Raw genomic sequence first — 17946 nt, 5'->3', positions numbered from 1 at the left:
ACTTACTGAACACGCGTGGTCCTGGGGTAATAGAAGATGTCATAGACCCCCGTCTCTCCTTCGAGTCCGTGCTCATCGAAAGCAGAAAGGCGGACGTGATAAAAAAAGGCTTCCAGACCGCTGAAGTTGACTTTCGGCGTGCTGGAGAACTGTTCCTGCTTGATATTGAGGAAGCTTTTGTCGGTCGCCACCTGGGCCCGGTAACGCTTGGCGCCCGGCAAAGGCTTCATGATCAGCTGCCAGACCGGAAGATCGCCCGTCTGGCCCGCCTGGCCCATCAGTTGCGGTGCTGGCAACAGATCGACTGGCTTCAACGGGCCTTCTTTCTGGATACGCAAACCTTGGCGAGCCATGACCTGCACTTCACCGGGAACCGGCCCGACCGGTTTATCCACAGGGCGTTTCTTGCCCTTGGTCTGTTTCGGCGCTTCGTCGTCTTCGCGGTTGACCGCTACCTGGCCGTTGAGCACTTCCACCAACGACTGCTGATCGTCGTTACGCACCCGGAAGTGCGTACCCCGTACACCCAGCACGCCGATCGGCGTGACTATCTGGAAACGGTCGTAATCGCTCGGGCGCTTGATGACATAGGACTCGATCTGCCCCTGCTCGAGCGCGACCTGGGGGATCGCATGTTCTTCGTTCAGGTGCAGGGTGATCTGGGAACTGGAGGGCAGTACCACCAGCGAACCATCACCCAGGGACAGGCTGACGAATGCCGAAGGCGAGGTCTTTACCCCTTCGAGTTCATCGACGCTCATGCCTTCTTCCAGGGGTACCTGGTTGCCCTTGGCATCCAGCTTCCAGGCTTCGCCCGTGAGATGTTCGACCGTCGCCGGCAGCGGCTGGCCACGGCATTGCTGGTTTTCATCGATATAGGGAGGGCGCTTGGGCGCGGCAACGGCAGCCTGTGCCATGGAAAAGGCCAGTGTGCTGCCGAGCAGAAATGAAACGAGCATGGCCCGGTGGCGGATGTGCAAGGAGGTCATGGGTTCATGGGTCCGTAGTCGCGCTCTTCTGAAGTCCGTGCCATTAGAACTGCATTGTTAGCGTTCTGACCATACCTCTTGAACCAAGGCCGGCCAGGGTCATTCCATTACGGAACAAACAGCACAACCGCTAAAGAGCGGCTGTGCTGTTTGGCTCCATGCCAGCCGGATACGAATCAGCGCATCCGGCCCGCTCAGGTCAGTCCCGCTCGATGGAGATCAACCGATAGGCCAGGGCTCCCAGCCCTGCGCCCAACAGCGGCGCTACCCAGAACAGCCACAGCTGGGACACTGCCCACTCGCCGGCGAAGAAGGCGACCGCGGTGCTGCGGGCCGGGTTGACCGAGGTATTGGTGACCGGAATGCTGATCAGGTGGATCAGGGTCAGCGTCAGGCCAATGGCAATCGGGGCAAAACCGGCTGGCGCGCGCTTGGCGGTGGCGCCCAGGATGATCAGGAGGAACATCGCCGTGAGCACGACTTCGGTCAACAGCGCAGCGAACATCGAGTAGCCGCCAGGGGAGTGTTCACCATAGCCGTTGGCCGCGAAGCCCGCCGAAGCGTCGAACCCGACCTTGCCGGAGGCGATCAAGAACAGCACGCCACCCGCGGCGAGCCCACCGAGCACCTGGGCGACGATATAAGGCAGCAGTCGGCTACCCGGAAAACGCCCGCTCAACCACAGGCCAACCGAGACCGCGGGGTTGAGGTGAGCCCCGGAAATCGGACCCAATGCGTAAGCCATGGTCAGGACACTCAGGCCAAAGGCCAGGGCTACCCCCAGATAACCGATCCCGAATTGCGGAACGCCGGCCGCCAGCACGGCGCTCCCGCACCCGCCAAGAACCAACCAGAACGTACCGAAAAACTCAGCGCCGAATGTCTTCATCAGAGGCCTTCACAGATAAAAAATGAGGAGTTGTTTGTTGGCTGGCGGCGCCGTGGGGCCACGCGGGAGGAGAGGGATGACACATCCCTGTGTCGAAGCATTACGTCCTGAGGAGGCACTCCCTGTATTCCCCTGTACTGCAAACCGAAGACAAGCCCCGGTATGACATCCGCCAATCCGGCGGTTGACACTCCCTGTGTCGGAGCACTTCCGATTGCCCCTGTGTGCCACTCAGCGACTACGAATTTACCGGCATGGTGTGGAGGCCGGGCCGGTTTGCAATATTTGTTCAGAATTGTCTGATCTAGAACACCCAACGCTGCTCCTGATAGACCATAGGCTGCGCCGTCTGTGTCTGTGGCGCGCTGATCGGAGCGAACCCTTGGGAATCGCTGAACCCGATAGTGGTTACGGACGGGCTGAAATAACGCTGCACCGGCAAGGCGTAATCCGAGGACGGCAGCGCAGGTTGCTCCGCGGTCGACCCCAGGCTCAGGCAAGCCGCGAGCATCAGTGTGGTAAATCGAGCCAGGTCTGCTGCCTGCGCAATGCCTGCATAGAGCAACCGCCCCTTCCCCAGGATGTTCCCCATAGTTCTTTTCCTTGCACGTTCGAGCCGGTATCGTTCTGCAACGAATGCAGGCCGGATGGACAGTGCTCCTGTCGGCTACCGGCTATATGACATCAGCGTACCGAGCAAAGGTGTGAACCAGAGCAATTCGCCACAATTGTTCAGATTCGTCTGATCAGCCTAAACTCAGCGCCAGGAAAGGCCTCAAATAAAGCCATCAGCATTCTCTCGCGATAAAAGGAACTGCCCCGCATGCGTGTCGCAATACTGGATGACGAGCCCGCCGAACTGGCGCGGGTGGAACAGACACTGCGACAGATCCCCGGCCCCGGGGAACAGCCATGGACGCTGCACAGCTTCGAGCGTGGCGAGGACCTGCTGCGGCAGCTGCGGCGCGAAACCTTCGACCTGCTGATTCTCGACTGGCAGCTGCCTGACCTCAGCGGACTCTCATTGCTGCGCTGGACCCGTGAACACATGGAGGCGCCACCGGCCGCCATCATGCTCACCAGCCGCGATGCCGAGAGCGATATCGTCCAGGCCCTGAACACCGGTGCCGACGACTATGTGAGCAAACCTTTCCGCCCCAATGAACTCAAGGCACGGGTGACCGCTGTCCTGCGTCGCCACGGCTTGCAGCGCTCGGCGGCCGTCGAGGTGCAGACCTTCAATGACCTGGCCTTCGATGACGCCGAACTGACCGTGACCCGTGCCGGTAACCCGATCAGCCTTACCGAACGCGAGTACCGCCTGGCCCGCTGCCTGTTCACCAACCTGGGTCGGCCGTTATCCCGGGAATACCTTTATGAGCGTTTCTGGACCCATGAAGAAATCGTCTCCTCCCGCCCCCTGGACACCCACATCTACCGTCTGCGCAACAAGCTGGGGCTGACTGCGGATCGTGGCTGGCAACTGCTGACCATCTATGGTTATGGCTATCGCCTGGAAAGCGTAGTACTAGATGTGCCCCAATAAAGCGTCTGAATTATTAAAAATAAGCGGTATTAAGAACGCTAAACCAGAGAGGCCTCGTCAAATCGGGAATCCCAAGAGTTATTTAATGCAAAACTTTCCGTCGATACAGAGTCCTGCTTAAATTGAAGTGCCTGAGAGGCTAGAAGACTTAAACCCTCTGGATTTTTACTTAAAAAAACCCCCTCATCACCAGCACGAAAACTCATTTCCCCGAAGTTTGTTGAAAGTACTGGCAACCCTAAAGCTCTGTACTCATAGTACTTAATAGGGTCAACTGAATCCGTTAATTTATTAACTTTAAATGGTATTAAACCCACATCAAAATCCGCCATTTCACGCAAGGCAGATACATGATCGCAAGGAGGGCGAAACTCGATATTCCCAGGTAACGCCATTGGAGCAGGTTGGAAAACAGGCCCGATCAGACGAATGGAACTCTCTGGAAAAGCTCGAGCAAGAGCCACCAGCCAATCCCAATCAAACCAGCTGGCGATGGTGCCTACATATCCAAATACTTTAGGGTGTATATCTTGTCGCCGACCTCTAAAAAAAGGGGCTAGGGATAAATCGAGTCCGTTATGAACAAGTTTTACATCCGGTCGAAGCCCACTCCAGCGAGACTTGAGGAGAGAGCTTGAGGTCAGCACAGAGGAAACACGCTTAACAAGAGACTTTTCACGACAGGTCATGGCAATTCGCGATACCCCCCTATAAAAAGCTGGGAAGTCATCCATGGCATCATATACAGTCTGATGCAAACTTAGACTATTTATTACCCGAAGGGAAAAAACAGAAGGTTTTCCAACAACAAGAATAGTTTTATTTTCTTTAGAAAACTCCATCAACTCTCTTAAAGTTTTCTTCCAAACAAAGTGGTTCAACCAGCCAGAGGCTGGGAGTGGTTCTATAGGCAATGCTCGAGGTTTTAATATCTTAATCCAGGATGGATTCGAAACCAGTGGCTCAAATTTACTTGGCTTTAAGCGAGAAAAATCACTAAGCAAAGGAAAGCGTGTTGGATATGGATCAACCCAAAGGACCTCTCCCCCCATTCGTTTATGGAACCAGTCCACAAACTTATGGGGTCTTTGAGCAAAACTCGTCCAAGGAACTGGAGCTAGGTAGATTAAACGCATTAGCAAAAATGATCGCTTAGTGTCTTTACGATCCGGGCCGACGCAAGTCCATCTCCATATGGAGAAACACCACGAGCCATAGCGGAATAAGCCTCGCTATCGTCAAGCAAACGTTGTGTTTCGCTTACAATATACTCGTAGTTTGAACCGACAAGTTTAACAACGTCCTCCTCTACAGCTTCAGGACGCTCAGTTTCCTCACGAAGAACAAGCACTGGTTTACCCAAAGCCGGGGCTTCTTCTTGTACTCCACCAGAATCCGTTAAAATCAAATATGCACGTTTCATCGCTGCAACGAAAGGAGCATAGTCCAAAGGTTCGCAAAGAATAAAGTTCGACACATCACCCAGCACGCTATAAGCAACATCCTTAACATTTGGGTTAGGATGCACTGGGTATAAAAACTGAACATCAGGGTTGTTTATGGCCAACGTATGCAGTGCACGGCATATATTTTTGAATGGCTCTCCAAAGTTTTCCCGTCGATGCGAAGTTACTAGCACCAGTCGTTTTTCAGGATCCAACTGAACACCAAGATCAAGCTCCTTTGAGGCTGTCATCAAAAGAGCATCAATTACTGTATTCCCTGTCATTATGACATCGTCAGCAGAAATACCTTCACGGAGCAAGTTCTGACGAGAGCCTTCAGTCGGGGCAAAGTGCCATTTTGCTAGCTTGCTAGCAATAACCCTATTTGCTTCCTCTGGAAAGGGATTCTGCATATCGCCTGTACGTAATCCTGCCTCAACATGTCCTATCAAAATACGGTGATAAAAACATGCCAAGGCAACTGTCATAACGGTTGTAGTGTCGCCTTGAACTAACACCGCGTCTGGTTTTTCTGCTAACAGAACATCATCCAGGTCCAACAGCAAACGTGCAGTTAACGTTGTTAACGCTTGGTTTGGGCGCATAATATCTAAATCGATATCAGGCTCAATGCTAAAAAAGTCCAGCACTTGGTCCAACATATGACGATGTTGAGCTGTAGCAAGAACTCGTACATCCGCCCAAGGTTCTTTTTTTAAGGCTAAAATTACGGGGGCCATTTTTATGGCTTCTGGACGAGTCCCGACAACGCAAAGTATTTTCTTTTTCTGGCTCATAACAACCTCTTTTAACTATTTCAACCAGGATAGTTCTGAAAGAACTCTGGGTGATTAATCCATTTTTTCTTAAAGTAGTCAGAGTTACGATTGAACAACTTTGTGTAATACTCAGAGTTTGAATGTGCACCTGTTGTCTGATGGGGCTGATGACGGATACCAGTTAAATCACGGTAGCAGACATCAAAACCGAGCTTTTTGATCTGAAAGGAAATATCTGTATCTTCAAAACAAGTAGGGTCATAAGCAACATCGAATCCATCAGTTGCATTAAAAACAACTTTTGGCATGAAGAATCCACCGGTGCCTAGATATCCAATATCAGGTCTGTAACCAATACGAATAGCAAAATCATTCATAGCACGATTTGGGCAATAATCAGTAATCATACCACCCAGATCTGAGCGTGATGAATCAAACCAGCCAGCGGCCCATCCTACAGCGCCAACATTTGCATCTCTTTTAAGAATCGATAAAGCCTCTTCGAAACAGCTAGAAGAAGTGATCCATTGATCCGAATCAAAGAACGCAAGATATTTGCCAGTGGCGGAGCTAACGCCCAAATTCCGCCCTGACGCGCAGCCGTTCATTGGATTTCTTATGACCTGAACAGATGGAAAATTCTCTTCAACATATTCTGCACCACCATCAGCACTTGCATTATCCACAACAATAACTTCTTTGATATATGTGCTGCAATGAAGTAGTAAAGACTCAAGAAAACGCCCGATAATCCCTCTGTTATTATGAATCAAAACAATTACACTAACTTGACCAGAGAACTCTGTTAGACCTTGAATTCCAATAATTGAATCCAGCCGAGAGAACCATGAGTTATTAGATATAAAACGATCATTCTCAAGAGACTTTGAGTCGTCAACCTTCGTCTGATTACACAGGTATGCAAAGTCTTCAGGAGACTCAGCCACAAGAACTCCTGGGTATCCTAGTACTTCAGGTAATGCAGTAGAAACAACTGGACGCCCAGCGAATAAGTACTCGAAAATTTTAATTGGTGACACCGCGTCAGAAATTTTTCCTGGCGAAAATGGTAATAACCCAAAATCAGTGTGAGCCAAGTAACCTGGGAGTTCGTCAATTAGTTTAGGTCCCAGCAGGTACACGTTATTAGGTAAAACTTTACCTGTAGGTCTATCACCAATTAGCAAAAAAGCTATATCAGGATTACGCAAGGCCGCCTCTTGGATATAATCCCAAGCGAACCACTCACCATAGAGAGAGCCAAAATATAGAGCAGAAAGCCTATAACCTGTAGGTAGATCAATTGGTCGAGAGTAACTTTTATATTTATCGAAAATATATTCGTTAGCTGCGTTAGGTAGGTAGAGAGCGTCGAAACGGCCCAAGTCTTGCAGTCGCTTCTGCAATAATTTTGCGGTTCCGACTACACATTTGGCCTTTGCTACAAACTGATGATATACGCTTAGGTCAAACCAGTCTCCACCAAGACTTGTTTCCCAGTCATCAATCAACTCAAAAACACTTCTTATACCTCGGAAATTAAAAAGATCAAGATATGGCATGGCAGCCGAATGTGGCAACTCTACAAGTAATGTAGCTTGACTGGATATGCTTCTCAAAATCTCTAGAGGCGAGGTGGCATCAATATGCCTGTGATACAGGCCATGAATTTTTACGTCCGAATCCACATATTGATTGGTTTCAAAATCAAACTTCTTATATATATAGATATAATAAACTTGTCGTCCTGCTTTAAGAGCACAACGCGCTAATTGAGCAGCACGCTGTCCACCACCGACATCATCAAAGGGAACACCTGTAATTATTACCAACTCGCCATTCAGTAGAGGCGAACTAATATTCTGTGCCTCAACGGATGAATCCAAGAAATTATCAACAACAGAGGGCTGAATATAATTTGTAGTTATACCTAGATTACGTCGCTTAACTTTTGAATCCAGCGCCTTGATAAGGCCTAACAAGCCTGCCGATCGAATCAATGCTATAGACTTAGAAAAATATATAGGAGTTCTCTTTAGCCTAACAATTACTCTTTCCATAAAACCATAAATACCCTGATCTTGCTCTTGCAGTTTCATTATTAGGCTCGCTATGTAAATTTCCTTATCTTCACGATAGAGCGCTGCTTCATGAAGTTTTATATCGGTTTCTTTGATTTTTTCGGTTAGCGTCGTTATCTTTTTTTCTAGTTCAGACTCCAACCGCTCAAGCTCAATAATTTTCTTACCTTGTTCGGTTTCAAGTATTTTAAGCTCAGCAATCTCGCACCCTTGCTCTATTTCAAGTATTCCGAGTTTGGCTAGCTTATTTTCTTGTTCAACAAAGCGCCCTAAAAATTCAGACTCTTTTAAATCACTCTCCATCAGTAGGTGATTTATTTTTTTTGTTTCCTCAGTTAACTCAGCGACCATGCCGTTCAACTTAGTATCTTGCAGTCTCTGCTTAAAATGAGAAAACTCCATCGCAAGCCGCTGATCATAATGACGCGGACTAAAAACTAAATCGCCCAAGCGATCGAAAGTCTCTACTGACTGAAAAATCGGCGTCGATTCACTAAAATTATTTTTAAGGATCAATTGATAAAAATCAGCGAGCAACGTGACTTTATCTTTATCAATCTTATGTACCCCTTTTAAAAACTTCTCCCAAAGCATTGTCTCTTCGAAAGACTCCATTGCCAGCTTATATATTTGGGATTCTTTAGAATTACTGACACATCCTAGCTGCTTACGAAAAGACTCTGAATCGATAGTCTTGAGGCCTCTACCAGAAAAATTTGTCTCCGCAGCCAAGTCAAATATCAACTGATCAAGGATACCTTTGACACCATCATACCCAACGAGAGCAACCGGCCTCTTCGCAGAAATACCTTCAAGAACGACCCTCCCCATCCCGGCAACCCCAGTGAATTTCTGCATTAAATTGTGCACATCATCACTGACGCCATAAAACTCAACAAACTCAACTAATCCATTTTGGCTTATTTTTTTTACAAGATCTTTCTTAGCTGGACCATCGCCTACTAATACCACTCCTGGAATTCCAGCTTCTTTTGCTTTATATACAAAATCAGCAACTCCTACTGACTTCATTGCATCAAGGCGGCTGACTAGTATCCAGCGAGGATCAATGTTATCGCTGTGTATCTCTATCGTATCTTTAGGAAAGCTCACACCATTTGGAATAATACTGACGCGTCTCTCAGTAACATAAGGCGCAGCAATTTTCTCGACCTCTTTTGAAACCGCTACGATCAAATCAGCACGAGGAAGAATTATTGACTTTAATAAAAAGTCATAAACAGGACCATAGTACGAGGCAAAGGACGCAGGACCATGCAGTGTTACCCCAAATGGAATACCCTCGAGTTCTGCAGCGATAAAGCTTGGTATCAAAGAAGTAAATGGATGTGCATGCAAGAAATCAATATTTTTTTCTCTAATTATTTCTCTGAGTCTCTCTACAGAGCTAATAAGTTGCTCTGAATTAATATGCACTCCAAACTCTAGACCTTTAGTTACCGAAGCTATATTCGGAGGCAGCAACAGATCATCGAAAAGTTCCCCTACAGCTAGGTGAATCTCGCAGCCAAAATTAATTAGAGAGGCACTCTCACTTCTTATATGGGTTTCTAAACCACCAATCGTGAAGGACTCACTAGAAATGAGAATTCTTTTCATTTTATCTCACCACTTTAACAGACACACAAGCATCTAAAGCAGAAATACCACTGCCCGTTGGTCGAACCTGACTAACTTTTAAAATAATAACATCAGTCTTTCTATCAAGATAAATCATATCTCCATGAGAAACTGACTCGGCAATTGCAATTGTAACAAAATAGGTTCCAGGGCACAGGTCAACTTTCAAATCAAAGTCGAAGTTTATTTTGTCCCCGCTTTTTACGTTTAACTGATTTTTCTTATGATAGAGCGTACTGGTACCAAACGCACTGACCCCTTCAACAGTACGAATAAGTATTCCAGCTTGGATTTCATCAATTGAATTTAATACATCAACATTAAAGCTGATTGAGGCACGGTCCCCAGTCCTGAACGACTCTGTAGACTCACCATCTTTATCACGAACTTCCCAGTTTTTTATAATTGCTCGTAGTCCATTATTTTCAGCTTCGCCTTCCTCTAGGCCGGCAGGACTACTTATTAGCTCTTTAGTCTGATCTTCAGACTCTATTGCTTTCTCTTGGTTAAGATATCTAAGGTAGGCCTTCTCGTCGGAATAAAGTAGAGCATGATATTGATCAACTATTTCCTTAGCTGGGCCTATACCATGTACTTCACCACCATGAAGTAGAATTCCTCGTTGGCAAAACTTTTCAACGGTAGCTGTAGAATGGGTCACCAATAATATCGAGCAGCCATTTTCACGAAGTCGTTCAATATAATCAAAGCACTTCCGTTGAAACTTTTCATCACCAACAGATAGGGCTTCATCTACAATCAGAATTTGAGGATCAACACACGCCTGTACGGCAAAAGCCAATCTAACAACCATACCACTTGAATATGTTTTTACTGGCTGTTCTAAATGCTCACCAATGTCAGCAAAACTAACGATGCTGTCAAATTTCTCATCCATCTCTTCCTTGCTAAAACCAAGGATAGATCCGTTAAGGTATACATTTTCTCTTCCGGAAAACTCAGGATTAAACCCTGAGCCCAACTCTAACAACGCAGCTAGAACTCCATTTGTACGAATTTCTCCCTCAGTAGGAGATAACGTTCCAGAAATTATTTGTAGCAGCGTACTTTTTCCACTACCGTTCCGCCCAAGTATCCCAATTGTTTCTCCTTTATATACGGAGAATGAGATGTTTCGTAGAGCCCAAAACCCCGTAAAGTATTGGCGTTTGCCAAGCGTCAGAAATTGAAGCAGCCTATCTCTAGGCTGCGCATACATTTCGAACCGCTTAGAAATGTTATTGATAGAGATGGCAATTTCAGAGGACATCAGCGAATCCTTTACGTGTTTTTTGAAACCATGCAAATCCAAGACACGCAACTAGCCCCGATAGAGATGTATGGACTACCCAACCTTGCAAATCTATTGGTCTCCCCCAAATCATTACGTCACGGGCCTGTTCAATTACAAACGTCAATGGGCTAATCAACATGAATGGACGATAGCTTTCAGGCAAAGAAACTACTGGGTAAAAAATCGGTGATAGAAACATTAAAACCGTTGTAATAATCCCCACAACCTGCGACACATCTCTTAAGTAAACACCAAGCGATGCAAGTAGCCAGGAAAGGCCTAGAGTCAACAAAACCAATGGAAGCAGAACAAATGGTAACAATAAAATAGTCGCGTGAGGCACTCCAAAAAACAATACATAAAAAATCAACCACACCAATAGGCTGATTAGTAAGTGAAAGGCTGCAGATCCTAAGGCTACACATGTTAGTATTTCTAAAGGAAAAATTACTTTCTTGACGTAATTTACATTTCCAACAATCAGTGTAGATGCTCTATTTATGCACTCACTAAATAGATTAAAAACCATGAGTCCAGAAAAAAGAACCAGAGCAAACTCCGTTTTTGATCCAGTTCCCCCAACCCATCTTGCTTTGAATACAACACTGAATACAAATGTATAAACAGCCAGCATAAGTACCGGATTGAAAAATGACCACAATAGCCCCATCGCAGATCCACGATAGCGCCCGGAAACCTCACGACGGATCAAATTAAAAATTAGGCTTCGATTGCTCCTTATGGAGCGAATCAAGGTTGAAGGTGAGATAGAGCGGGCAGCATGAGGATTCAATCTAGACACTTCCTTTGCATATTCTGGCTCAACGTGATCGCCAGTAGTTTCTGTTAGGGCACTGAATAATACTTAACTTAAAAACTTATTTTAAAGGGCTATCAAAAGTAGACCGACGTACGCTCGTTCAAACTCTCTGAGGCCTATAATTTTAAACCAAGCTTATCTATATGATTTCAATCAAAAAAGAGGTCAACAGAGCCCTGTTGACCTCCATTTTTCAAGCGCAAATCACAAAACACCTATTTCGACTCAGTACCTACCCCAGAAGTTCAGCCCGTCAGAAGTCCAGGTTGGATACCGCCAGGGCGTTGCTTTCGATGAAGTCGCGACGAGGCTCGACCGCATCCCCCATCAGGGTGTTGAAGATCTGGTCGGCGCCGATGGCGTCTTCGATGGTGACCTTGAGCATACGGCGCACGCTTGGGTCCATGGTGGTTTCCCACAGCTGATCCGGGTTCATCTCGCCCAGACCTTTGTATCGCTGGATGGTGTGGCGCTTGGTGCTTTCGGTCATCAGCCAGTCCAGGGCTTCCTTGAACTCGGTCACCGCCTTCTTGCGTTCGCCGCGCTGAATATAAGCACCTTCGTCCAGCAGGGAGCTCAGTTGAGCGCCGAGGGTAACGACGGTCTTGTAGTCATTGCTGCCGAAGAAGTCGCGGTTGAAGGTGACGTAGTTCGACAGGCCGTGGGAGATCAGTTCGACCTCTGGCAGCCAGACATTACGTTCACGGTCTTCACGCAGGCTGGCTTTGTAAACCAGGCCGGACTTCTCGACGGTGCGCAGGCGGACTTCATATTGGGCCAGCCAATCCTGCATCGCCGCGTGATCGGAGAGTTGCTCCAGGCTCACGGCCGGCAGGTAGATGAAGTGCTCGGTCAGCTCCTGAGGGTACAGCCGCGACAGACGCTTGAGGGTTTTCATGACCATGCGGAAGTCGTTCACCAGGCGCTCCAGCGCCTCGCCGGAAATACCCGGTGCGTCTTCGTTCAGGTGCAGGCTCGCATCTTCCAGGGCCGACTGCGTCATGTACTCTTCCATGGCATCGTCGTCTTTGATGTATTGCTCTTGCTTGCCTTTCTTGACCTTGTACAGCGGCGGCTGAGCGATATAGATGTAGCCACGCTCGATCAGCTCCGGCAGCTGACGGAAGAAGAAGGTCAGCAGCAGGGTACGGATGTGCGAACCGTCGACGTCGGCGTCGGTCATGATGATGATGTTGTGATAACGCAGCTTGTCGATGTTGTACTCTTCGCGGCCGATGCCGCAACCGAGTGCAGTGATCAAGGTGCCGACCTCTTGCGAGGAAATCATCTTGTCGAAGCGCGCTTTCTCGACGTTAAGGATCTTGCCCTTGAGTGGCAGAATCGCCTGGGTCTTACGGTTGCGTCCCTGCTTGGCGGAGCCGCCAGCAGAGTCACCTTCCACCAGGTAGAGTTCGGAAAGGGCAGGGTCTTTCTCCTGGCAGTCCGCCAGTTTGCCCGGCAGGCCGGCGATATCCAGCGCGCCTTTACGGCGGGTCATCTCGCGAGCCTTACGCGCCGCTTCACGGGCACGGGCGGCGTCGAGCATCTTGCCGACCACCAGCTTGGCTTCGTTCGGGTTTTCCAGCAGGAAGTCGGAGAAGTACCTGCCCATTTCCTGTTCGACCGCGGTCTTCACTTCGGAAGACACCAGCTTGTCTTTGGTCTGGGAGCTGAACTTCGGATCCGGCACCTTGACCGAAATGATCGCGGTCAGGCCTTCACGGGCATCGTCACCGGTGGTGGCGACCTTGTGCTTCTTCGCCAGACCTTCCTGTTCGATGTAATTGTTCAGGTTACGCGTCAGTGCCGAACGGAAGCCCACCAGGTGGGTGCCGCCGTCGCGCTGCGGAATGTTGTTGGTGAAGCACTGCAGGTTTTCGTTGAAGCTGTCGTTCCACTGCAGGGCGATTTCCACGCCGATGCCATCTTCACGTTGCACATTGAAGTGGAACACCTGGTTGACCGCGGTCTTGTTGGTGTTCAGGTATTCAACGAATGCACGCAGGCCGCCTTCGTACTTGAACAGTTCTTCCTTGCCGCTGCGTTCGTCCTTCAGAACGATACCGACACCGGAGTTGAGGAAGGACAGTTCACGAATCCGCTTGGCCAGGATGTCCCAGCTGAAATGGATGTTCTTGAAGGTCTCGCTGGAAGCCTTGAAGTGAATCTGGGTACCGGTGGTTTCGCTGTCACCGACGATCGCCATAGGCGCCTGAGGTACACCGTGAACGTAGGTCTGCTCCCAGATCTTGCCGCTGCGGCGAACGGTCAGGACCAGTTCTTCGGACAAGGCGTTCACTACCGACACACCCACACCGTGCAGACCGCCGGATACTTTGTAGGAGTTGTCGTCGAACTTACCGCCGGCGTGCAGCACGGTCATGATGACCTCGGCCGCGGAAACGCCTTCTTCTTTATGCACGTCTACCGGGATGCCGCGACCGTTGTCACGCACGGTAATGGATTCGTCCGGATGGATGATGATGCTGATGTCGTCGCAGTGGCCGGCCAGAGCTTCGTCGATCGAGTTATCGACCACCTCGAACACCATATGGTGCAGACCGCTGCCATCATCGGTGTCACCAATGTACATACCGGGACGTTTGCGTACGGCATCCAAACCTTTCAGCACTTTAATGCTGCTCGAGTCGTACGTGTTTTCTTCGCTCATGCCTTCACTCCCGATGGTCGTGGGTCTGGGTGATACGGCCCTGTTCCACGTGGAACAGGGCAACTGGCGTTTCCGTCTGCCAGCCTTCCCTCAATAATTCGTGGTCTACACAGGTGATGAACACCTGGCAGCGTAAGTCTTCCAACAAGCGACATAGTGCGCGGCGATGCTGCTCGTCCAGCTCGGACGGCAAGTCATCCACCAGATAAATACACTGACCGCGCCGGGCCTGGCTGACCAGGTGCCCCTGGGCGATCCGCAAGGCACAGACCACCAACTTCTGCTGACCGCGGGACAAGATGTCCGCAGCGTTGTGCGCGCCCAATCTGAGACGCAAATCAGCACGTTGGGGGCCGGCCTGGGTATGACCCATTTGCTGATCACGATGGAGAGATGTCGCGAGCACTGCACTGAGCTCTCGCTCTTTATCCCAACCACGGTAATAGCTAAGCGTTAAGCCCTCGAGCTCTACCAGCTCGCTCAAGGTCCGCTCAAAGACTGGTTTCAAGGCTTTGATATAAGCGCGGCGGTATTCATCAATTTCAGCGCTGGCCTGACACAGTTCCCTGTCCCAGGCTGCTTGCGAAGCGGCGTCAAGTGTACCATGCCGCAGCCATGAGTTCCGCTGCCGCAGGGCCTTCTGCAAGCGCTGCCAGGTTGACATGAAGCGGGGTTCCACGTGGAACACGCCCCAATCCAGGAACTGGCGCCTGATTTTGGGGGCGCCTTCCAGCAAGCGGAAACTGTCCGGGTTGATCAACTGCAGGGGCAGGATTTCCGCCAGCTGCGCGGCACTGCGGGCGTTCTGCCCGTCGATGCGAATCTGGAATTCGCCCTGGCGATCGCGAGATATCCCCAGGCTGCTGTGTCCTCCTTCCGCCAGCTCAACCTGGCCGAACACCGTACAGGCGAGTTGCTCGTACTGGATCACCGGCAATAAACGGGCGCTGCGAAACGAGCGAGCAAGCCCCAGCAAGTGGATGGCTTCCAGCACGCTGGTTTTGCCACTGCCGTTGGCGCCGTAGAGGAGGTTGATGCGGGGGGAGGGGGAGAAGGTCACCGGGTGCAGATTGCGCACCGCGGTGACCGAGACGCGACTGAGGGACATCTAGCTTCTGCTGAGCATGATTACAGGCGCATCGGCATGACAACGTAGGCCGAGTCGTCGTTGTCGGATTCCTGCACCAGCGCACTGCTGTTGGAATCGGACAGGATCAGGCGTACCTGTTCAGTGGTCATCACGCCCAGCACGTCGAGCAGGTAGCTCACGTTGAAGCCGATCTCCAGCGAACCGCCGTTGTATTCCACGCCTACTTCTTCTTCCGCCTCTTCCTGCTCCGGGTTGTTGGCCTGGATTTTCAGCTGACCGTTGGCCAGTTGCAGACGGATACCGCGGTACTTCTCGTTAGACAGGATCGCAGTACGGCTGAAGGCTTCGCGCAGCGCCTGACGGTCGCCCAGTACCAGCTTGTCACCGCCCTTCGGCAGCACACGCTCGTAGTCCGGGAACTTGCCGTCGACCAGCTTGGAAGTGAAGGTGAACTCGCCGGTGGTCGCACGGATGTGGTGCTGGCCCAGCACGATGCTGACGTTGCCATCCGGCTCGGTGAGCAGACGGGCCAGTTCCAGGATGCCTTTGCGCGGCACGATCACCTGGTGACGATCGGGCTGACCGATATCGGCCTGCATCGAGCACATGGCCAGGCGGTGACCGTCGGTGGCCACGGCACGGATGATGCCGGCAGAGACTTCCAGCAGCATGCCGTTGAGGTAGTAGCGCACGTCCTGCTGGGCCATGGCGAAGCTGGTGCGTTCGATCAAGCGACGCAGCTTGCTCTGTTCCAGCTGGCAGGTCAGCGAGCCCGGGCCTTCTTCCACAGTCGGGAAATCGTTGGCCGGCAAGGTGGACAGGGTAAAGCGACTACGGCCGGCCTTGACCACCAGCTTCTGCTCGTCGACCTTGATGTCGATCAGGGCATCGTTCGGCAGGCTCTTGCAGATGTCCATCAGCTTACGCGCCGGGACAGTGATTTCGCCTGGCTCCGCCGGCTCTTCCAGCTGAACGCGACCGACCAGCTCGACTTCCAGGTCGGTACCGGTCAGCGACAGTTGCTGGCCTTCGACAACCAACAGCACGTTGGAAAGTACCGGCAAGGTCTGACGACGTTCGACGACGCCGGCGACCAGTTGCAGGGGTTTCAACAGGGCTTCGCGTTGAATGGTGAAATGCATGGTCTAGTCCCTTGCCTTAATAAGCTGCGCTGGAGTCATCAAGTGGTCAGAGTACGCAGCAGGTTCTTGTAGTCCTCGCGGATGTCCGCGTCGGATTCCTTAAGTTCATTGATCTTGCGGCATGCGTGCAAGACCGTGGTGTGGTCGCGGCCGCCGAACACATCGCCGATTTCCGGCAGGCTGTGGTTGGTCAGTTCCTTGGACAAGGCCATGGCCACCTGGCGTGGACGCGCGACAGAACGCGAGCGCCGCTTGGACAGCAGATCGGAGATCTTGATCTTGTAGTACTCGGCGACAGTGCGCTGAATGTTATCCACAGAGACCAGCTTGTCCTGCAGGGCCAGCAGGTCCTTCAGCGATTCGCGAATCAGCTCGATGGTAATGTCGCGCCCCATGAAGTGCGAGTGAGCGATGACACGCTTGAGCGCCCCTTCCAGCTCACGCACGTTGGAACGAATTCGCTGGGCAATGAAGAACGCCGCATCGTGAGGCAGTTCGACTTTGGCCTGGTCGGCTTTCTTCATCAGGATCGCGACGCGGGTTTCCAGTTCCGGTGGCTCTACCGCCACGGTCAGGCCCCAGCCGAAGCGCGATTTCAGGCGTTCCTCCAGGCCTTCGATCTCCTTCGGATAGCGGTCACTGGTGAGAATCACCTGTTGGCCGCCTTCGAGCAGGGCGTTGAAGGTATGGAAAAACTCTTCCTGGGAACGCTCCTTGCGAGCGAAGAACTGGATATCGTCGATCAGCAACGCATCCACCGAACGGTAGAAGCGCTTGAATTCGTTGATCGCGTTGAGTTGCAGCGCCTTGACCATATCAGCCACGAAGCGCTCGGAATGCAGGTACACGACCTTGGCATTCGGGTTCTTCTTTAATAGATGGTTACCCACAGCGTGCATCAAGTGGGTCTTACCCAAACCTACGCCCCCATAAAGGAAGAGCGGGTTGTAACCATGCTTGGGGTTGTCGGCTACCTGCCAGGCCGCGGCGCGGGCCAGCTGGTTGGACTTGCCTTCCACAAAGTTTTCGAAGGTGAAGGTGCGGTTCAGGTAACTGGTGTGCTTGAGCGCACCTTCCACTTGAACGGTGCGCTGTTCGGCGCGCACTGGAGCCTGCTGCGAGCTGGCCCCCGCCATCGGGTCGAAGCTGTCACGAGAGGGCTCTTCGCTGACTTCGGCGACTTTCTGAGTCGCCGCCTTGGTCGGGGCGGCCGGAGCCGGCGCAGCGACCGGGGCGGCAGCTGCTGCCTGCTGAACCTGAGAGGCAACCGCGGCGGCCAGCGGAGCATTGGGTGCCGCACGAGGAGCAGAACTGCGTTTGCTGCCTATTAATAAGGAAAGCGCCGGCGCCATGCCATTGCCATGCTCATCCAGCAGCTCGAGCACGCGGCCCAGGTACTTTTCGTTGACCCAATCGAGAACAAAACGATTCGGTGCGTATACACGCAACTCGTCGCCTTCGGCTTCGACCTGTAGCGGACGGATCCAAGTGTTGAATTGCTGGGCAGGCAGCTCATCACGCAGAAGCTCCACGCACTGCTGCCAAAGTTCCACTGACAC

13 protein-coding genes are annotated in these 17946 nt (G+C 51.1%); 1 reads left to right on the top strand and 12 read right to left on the bottom strand.

From position 1 onward, the window contains the following. Positions 1 to 2: 2 nt before the first annotated feature. The 3 genes from H0I86_RS00065 to H0I86_RS00055 all read right to left on the bottom strand — a co-directional run bounded on the left by H0I86_RS00065 (position 3) and on the right by H0I86_RS00055 (position 2470). Positions 3 to 989: a FecR family protein gene (locus H0I86_RS00065; RefSeq protein ID WP_180923416.1), complete on the bottom strand. Its 987-nt coding sequence runs from the start codon at positions 987 to 989 to the stop codon at positions 3 to 5. Positions 990 to 1188: 199 nt separating this feature from the next. Further along, a complete protein-coding gene (gene aqpZ, locus H0I86_RS00060; RefSeq protein WP_007921032.1) occupies positions 1189 to 1878 on the bottom strand; it encodes an aquaporin Z in 690 nt (229 codons plus the stop codon). 304 nt (positions 1879 to 2182) lie between these two features. Beyond that, a complete protein-coding gene (locus tag H0I86_RS00055) occupies positions 2183 to 2470 on the bottom strand; it encodes a hypothetical protein (RefSeq protein WP_180923415.1) in 288 nt (95 codons plus the stop codon). A 231-nt stretch (positions 2471 to 2701) separates the two neighbouring features. Here H0I86_RS00055 and H0I86_RS00050 point away from each other — a divergent pair, with 231 nt between their 5' ends. Next, the gene (locus H0I86_RS00050) at positions 2702 to 3424 is read left to right on the top strand and encodes a response regulator transcription factor (RefSeq protein ID WP_180923414.1); all 723 of its coding nucleotides are present in this window, start codon (positions 2702 to 2704) and stop codon (positions 3422 to 3424) included. A 38-nt stretch (positions 3425 to 3462) separates the two neighbouring features. On the opposite strand, the gene H0I86_RS00045 is transcribed toward H0I86_RS00050, so the two are convergent. The 9 genes from H0I86_RS00045 to dnaA all read right to left on the bottom strand — a co-directional run bounded on the left by H0I86_RS00045 (position 3463) and on the right by dnaA (position 17946). Then, on the bottom strand, positions 3463 to 4560 hold the full coding sequence (locus tag H0I86_RS00045; RefSeq protein WP_180923413.1) for a glycosyltransferase family protein: 1098 nt from the start codon (positions 4558 to 4560) through the stop codon (positions 3463 to 3465). After that, positions 4560 to 5666, bottom strand: coding sequence for a non-hydrolyzing UDP-N-acetylglucosamine 2-epimerase (gene wecB / locus H0I86_RS00040; protein WP_009046213.1), 1107 nt, complete (start codon positions 5664 to 5666; stop codon positions 4560 to 4562). The genes H0I86_RS00045 and wecB overlap by 1 nt, the downstream gene beginning before the upstream one ends. 20 nt (positions 5667 to 5686) lie before the next feature. Next, positions 5687 to 9349 carry a glycosyltransferase gene (locus tag H0I86_RS00035; protein WP_180923412.1) on the bottom strand — a complete coding sequence of 1221 codons (3663 nt, stop codon included), beginning with the start codon at positions 9347 to 9349 and terminating at the stop codon, positions 5687 to 5689. 1 nt (position 9350) lies between these two features. Then, entirely contained in the window at positions 9351 to 10640 is a 1290-nt protein-coding gene (locus H0I86_RS00030) for an ABC transporter ATP-binding protein (RefSeq protein ID WP_180923411.1), read from the bottom strand. Continuing rightward, positions 10630 to 11457, bottom strand: coding sequence for an ABC transporter permease (locus H0I86_RS00025; RefSeq protein ID WP_180923410.1), 828 nt, complete (start codon positions 11455 to 11457; stop codon positions 10630 to 10632). The genes H0I86_RS00030 and H0I86_RS00025 overlap by 11 nt, the downstream gene beginning before the upstream one ends. Before the next feature lie 280 nt (positions 11458 to 11737). Continuing rightward, a complete protein-coding gene (gene gyrB / locus H0I86_RS00020) occupies positions 11738 to 14155 on the bottom strand; it encodes a DNA topoisomerase (ATP-hydrolyzing) subunit B (protein WP_180923409.1) in 2418 nt (805 codons plus the stop codon). Positions 14156 to 14159: 4 nt separating this feature from the next. After that, the gene (gene recF, locus H0I86_RS00015; protein ID WP_007924472.1) at positions 14160 to 15263 is read right to left on the bottom strand and encodes a DNA replication/repair protein RecF; all 1104 of its coding nucleotides are present in this window, start codon (positions 15261 to 15263) and stop codon (positions 14160 to 14162) included. A 20-nt stretch (positions 15264 to 15283) separates the two neighbouring features. Beyond that, on the bottom strand, positions 15284 to 16387 hold the full coding sequence (dnaN, locus tag H0I86_RS00010; RefSeq protein ID WP_009046209.1) for a DNA polymerase III subunit beta: 1104 nt from the start codon (positions 16385 to 16387) through the stop codon (positions 15284 to 15286). A gap of 38 nt (positions 16388 to 16425) precedes the next feature. Beyond that, positions 16426 to 17946, bottom strand: a complete 1521-nt coding sequence (gene dnaA, locus H0I86_RS00005; protein ID WP_016703949.1) for a chromosomal replication initiator protein DnaA — start codon at positions 17944 to 17946, stop codon at positions 16426 to 16428.

This window comes from Pseudomonas chlororaphis subsp. aurantiaca (assembly GCF_013466605.1).
Taxonomy (GTDB): domain Bacteria; phylum Pseudomonadota; class Gammaproteobacteria; order Pseudomonadales; family Pseudomonadaceae; genus Aquipseudomonas; species Aquipseudomonas chlororaphis_I.
The sequence above is the reverse complement of the archived record's forward strand: the minus strand, read 5'-3'. Positions and strand labels throughout refer to the sequence as shown.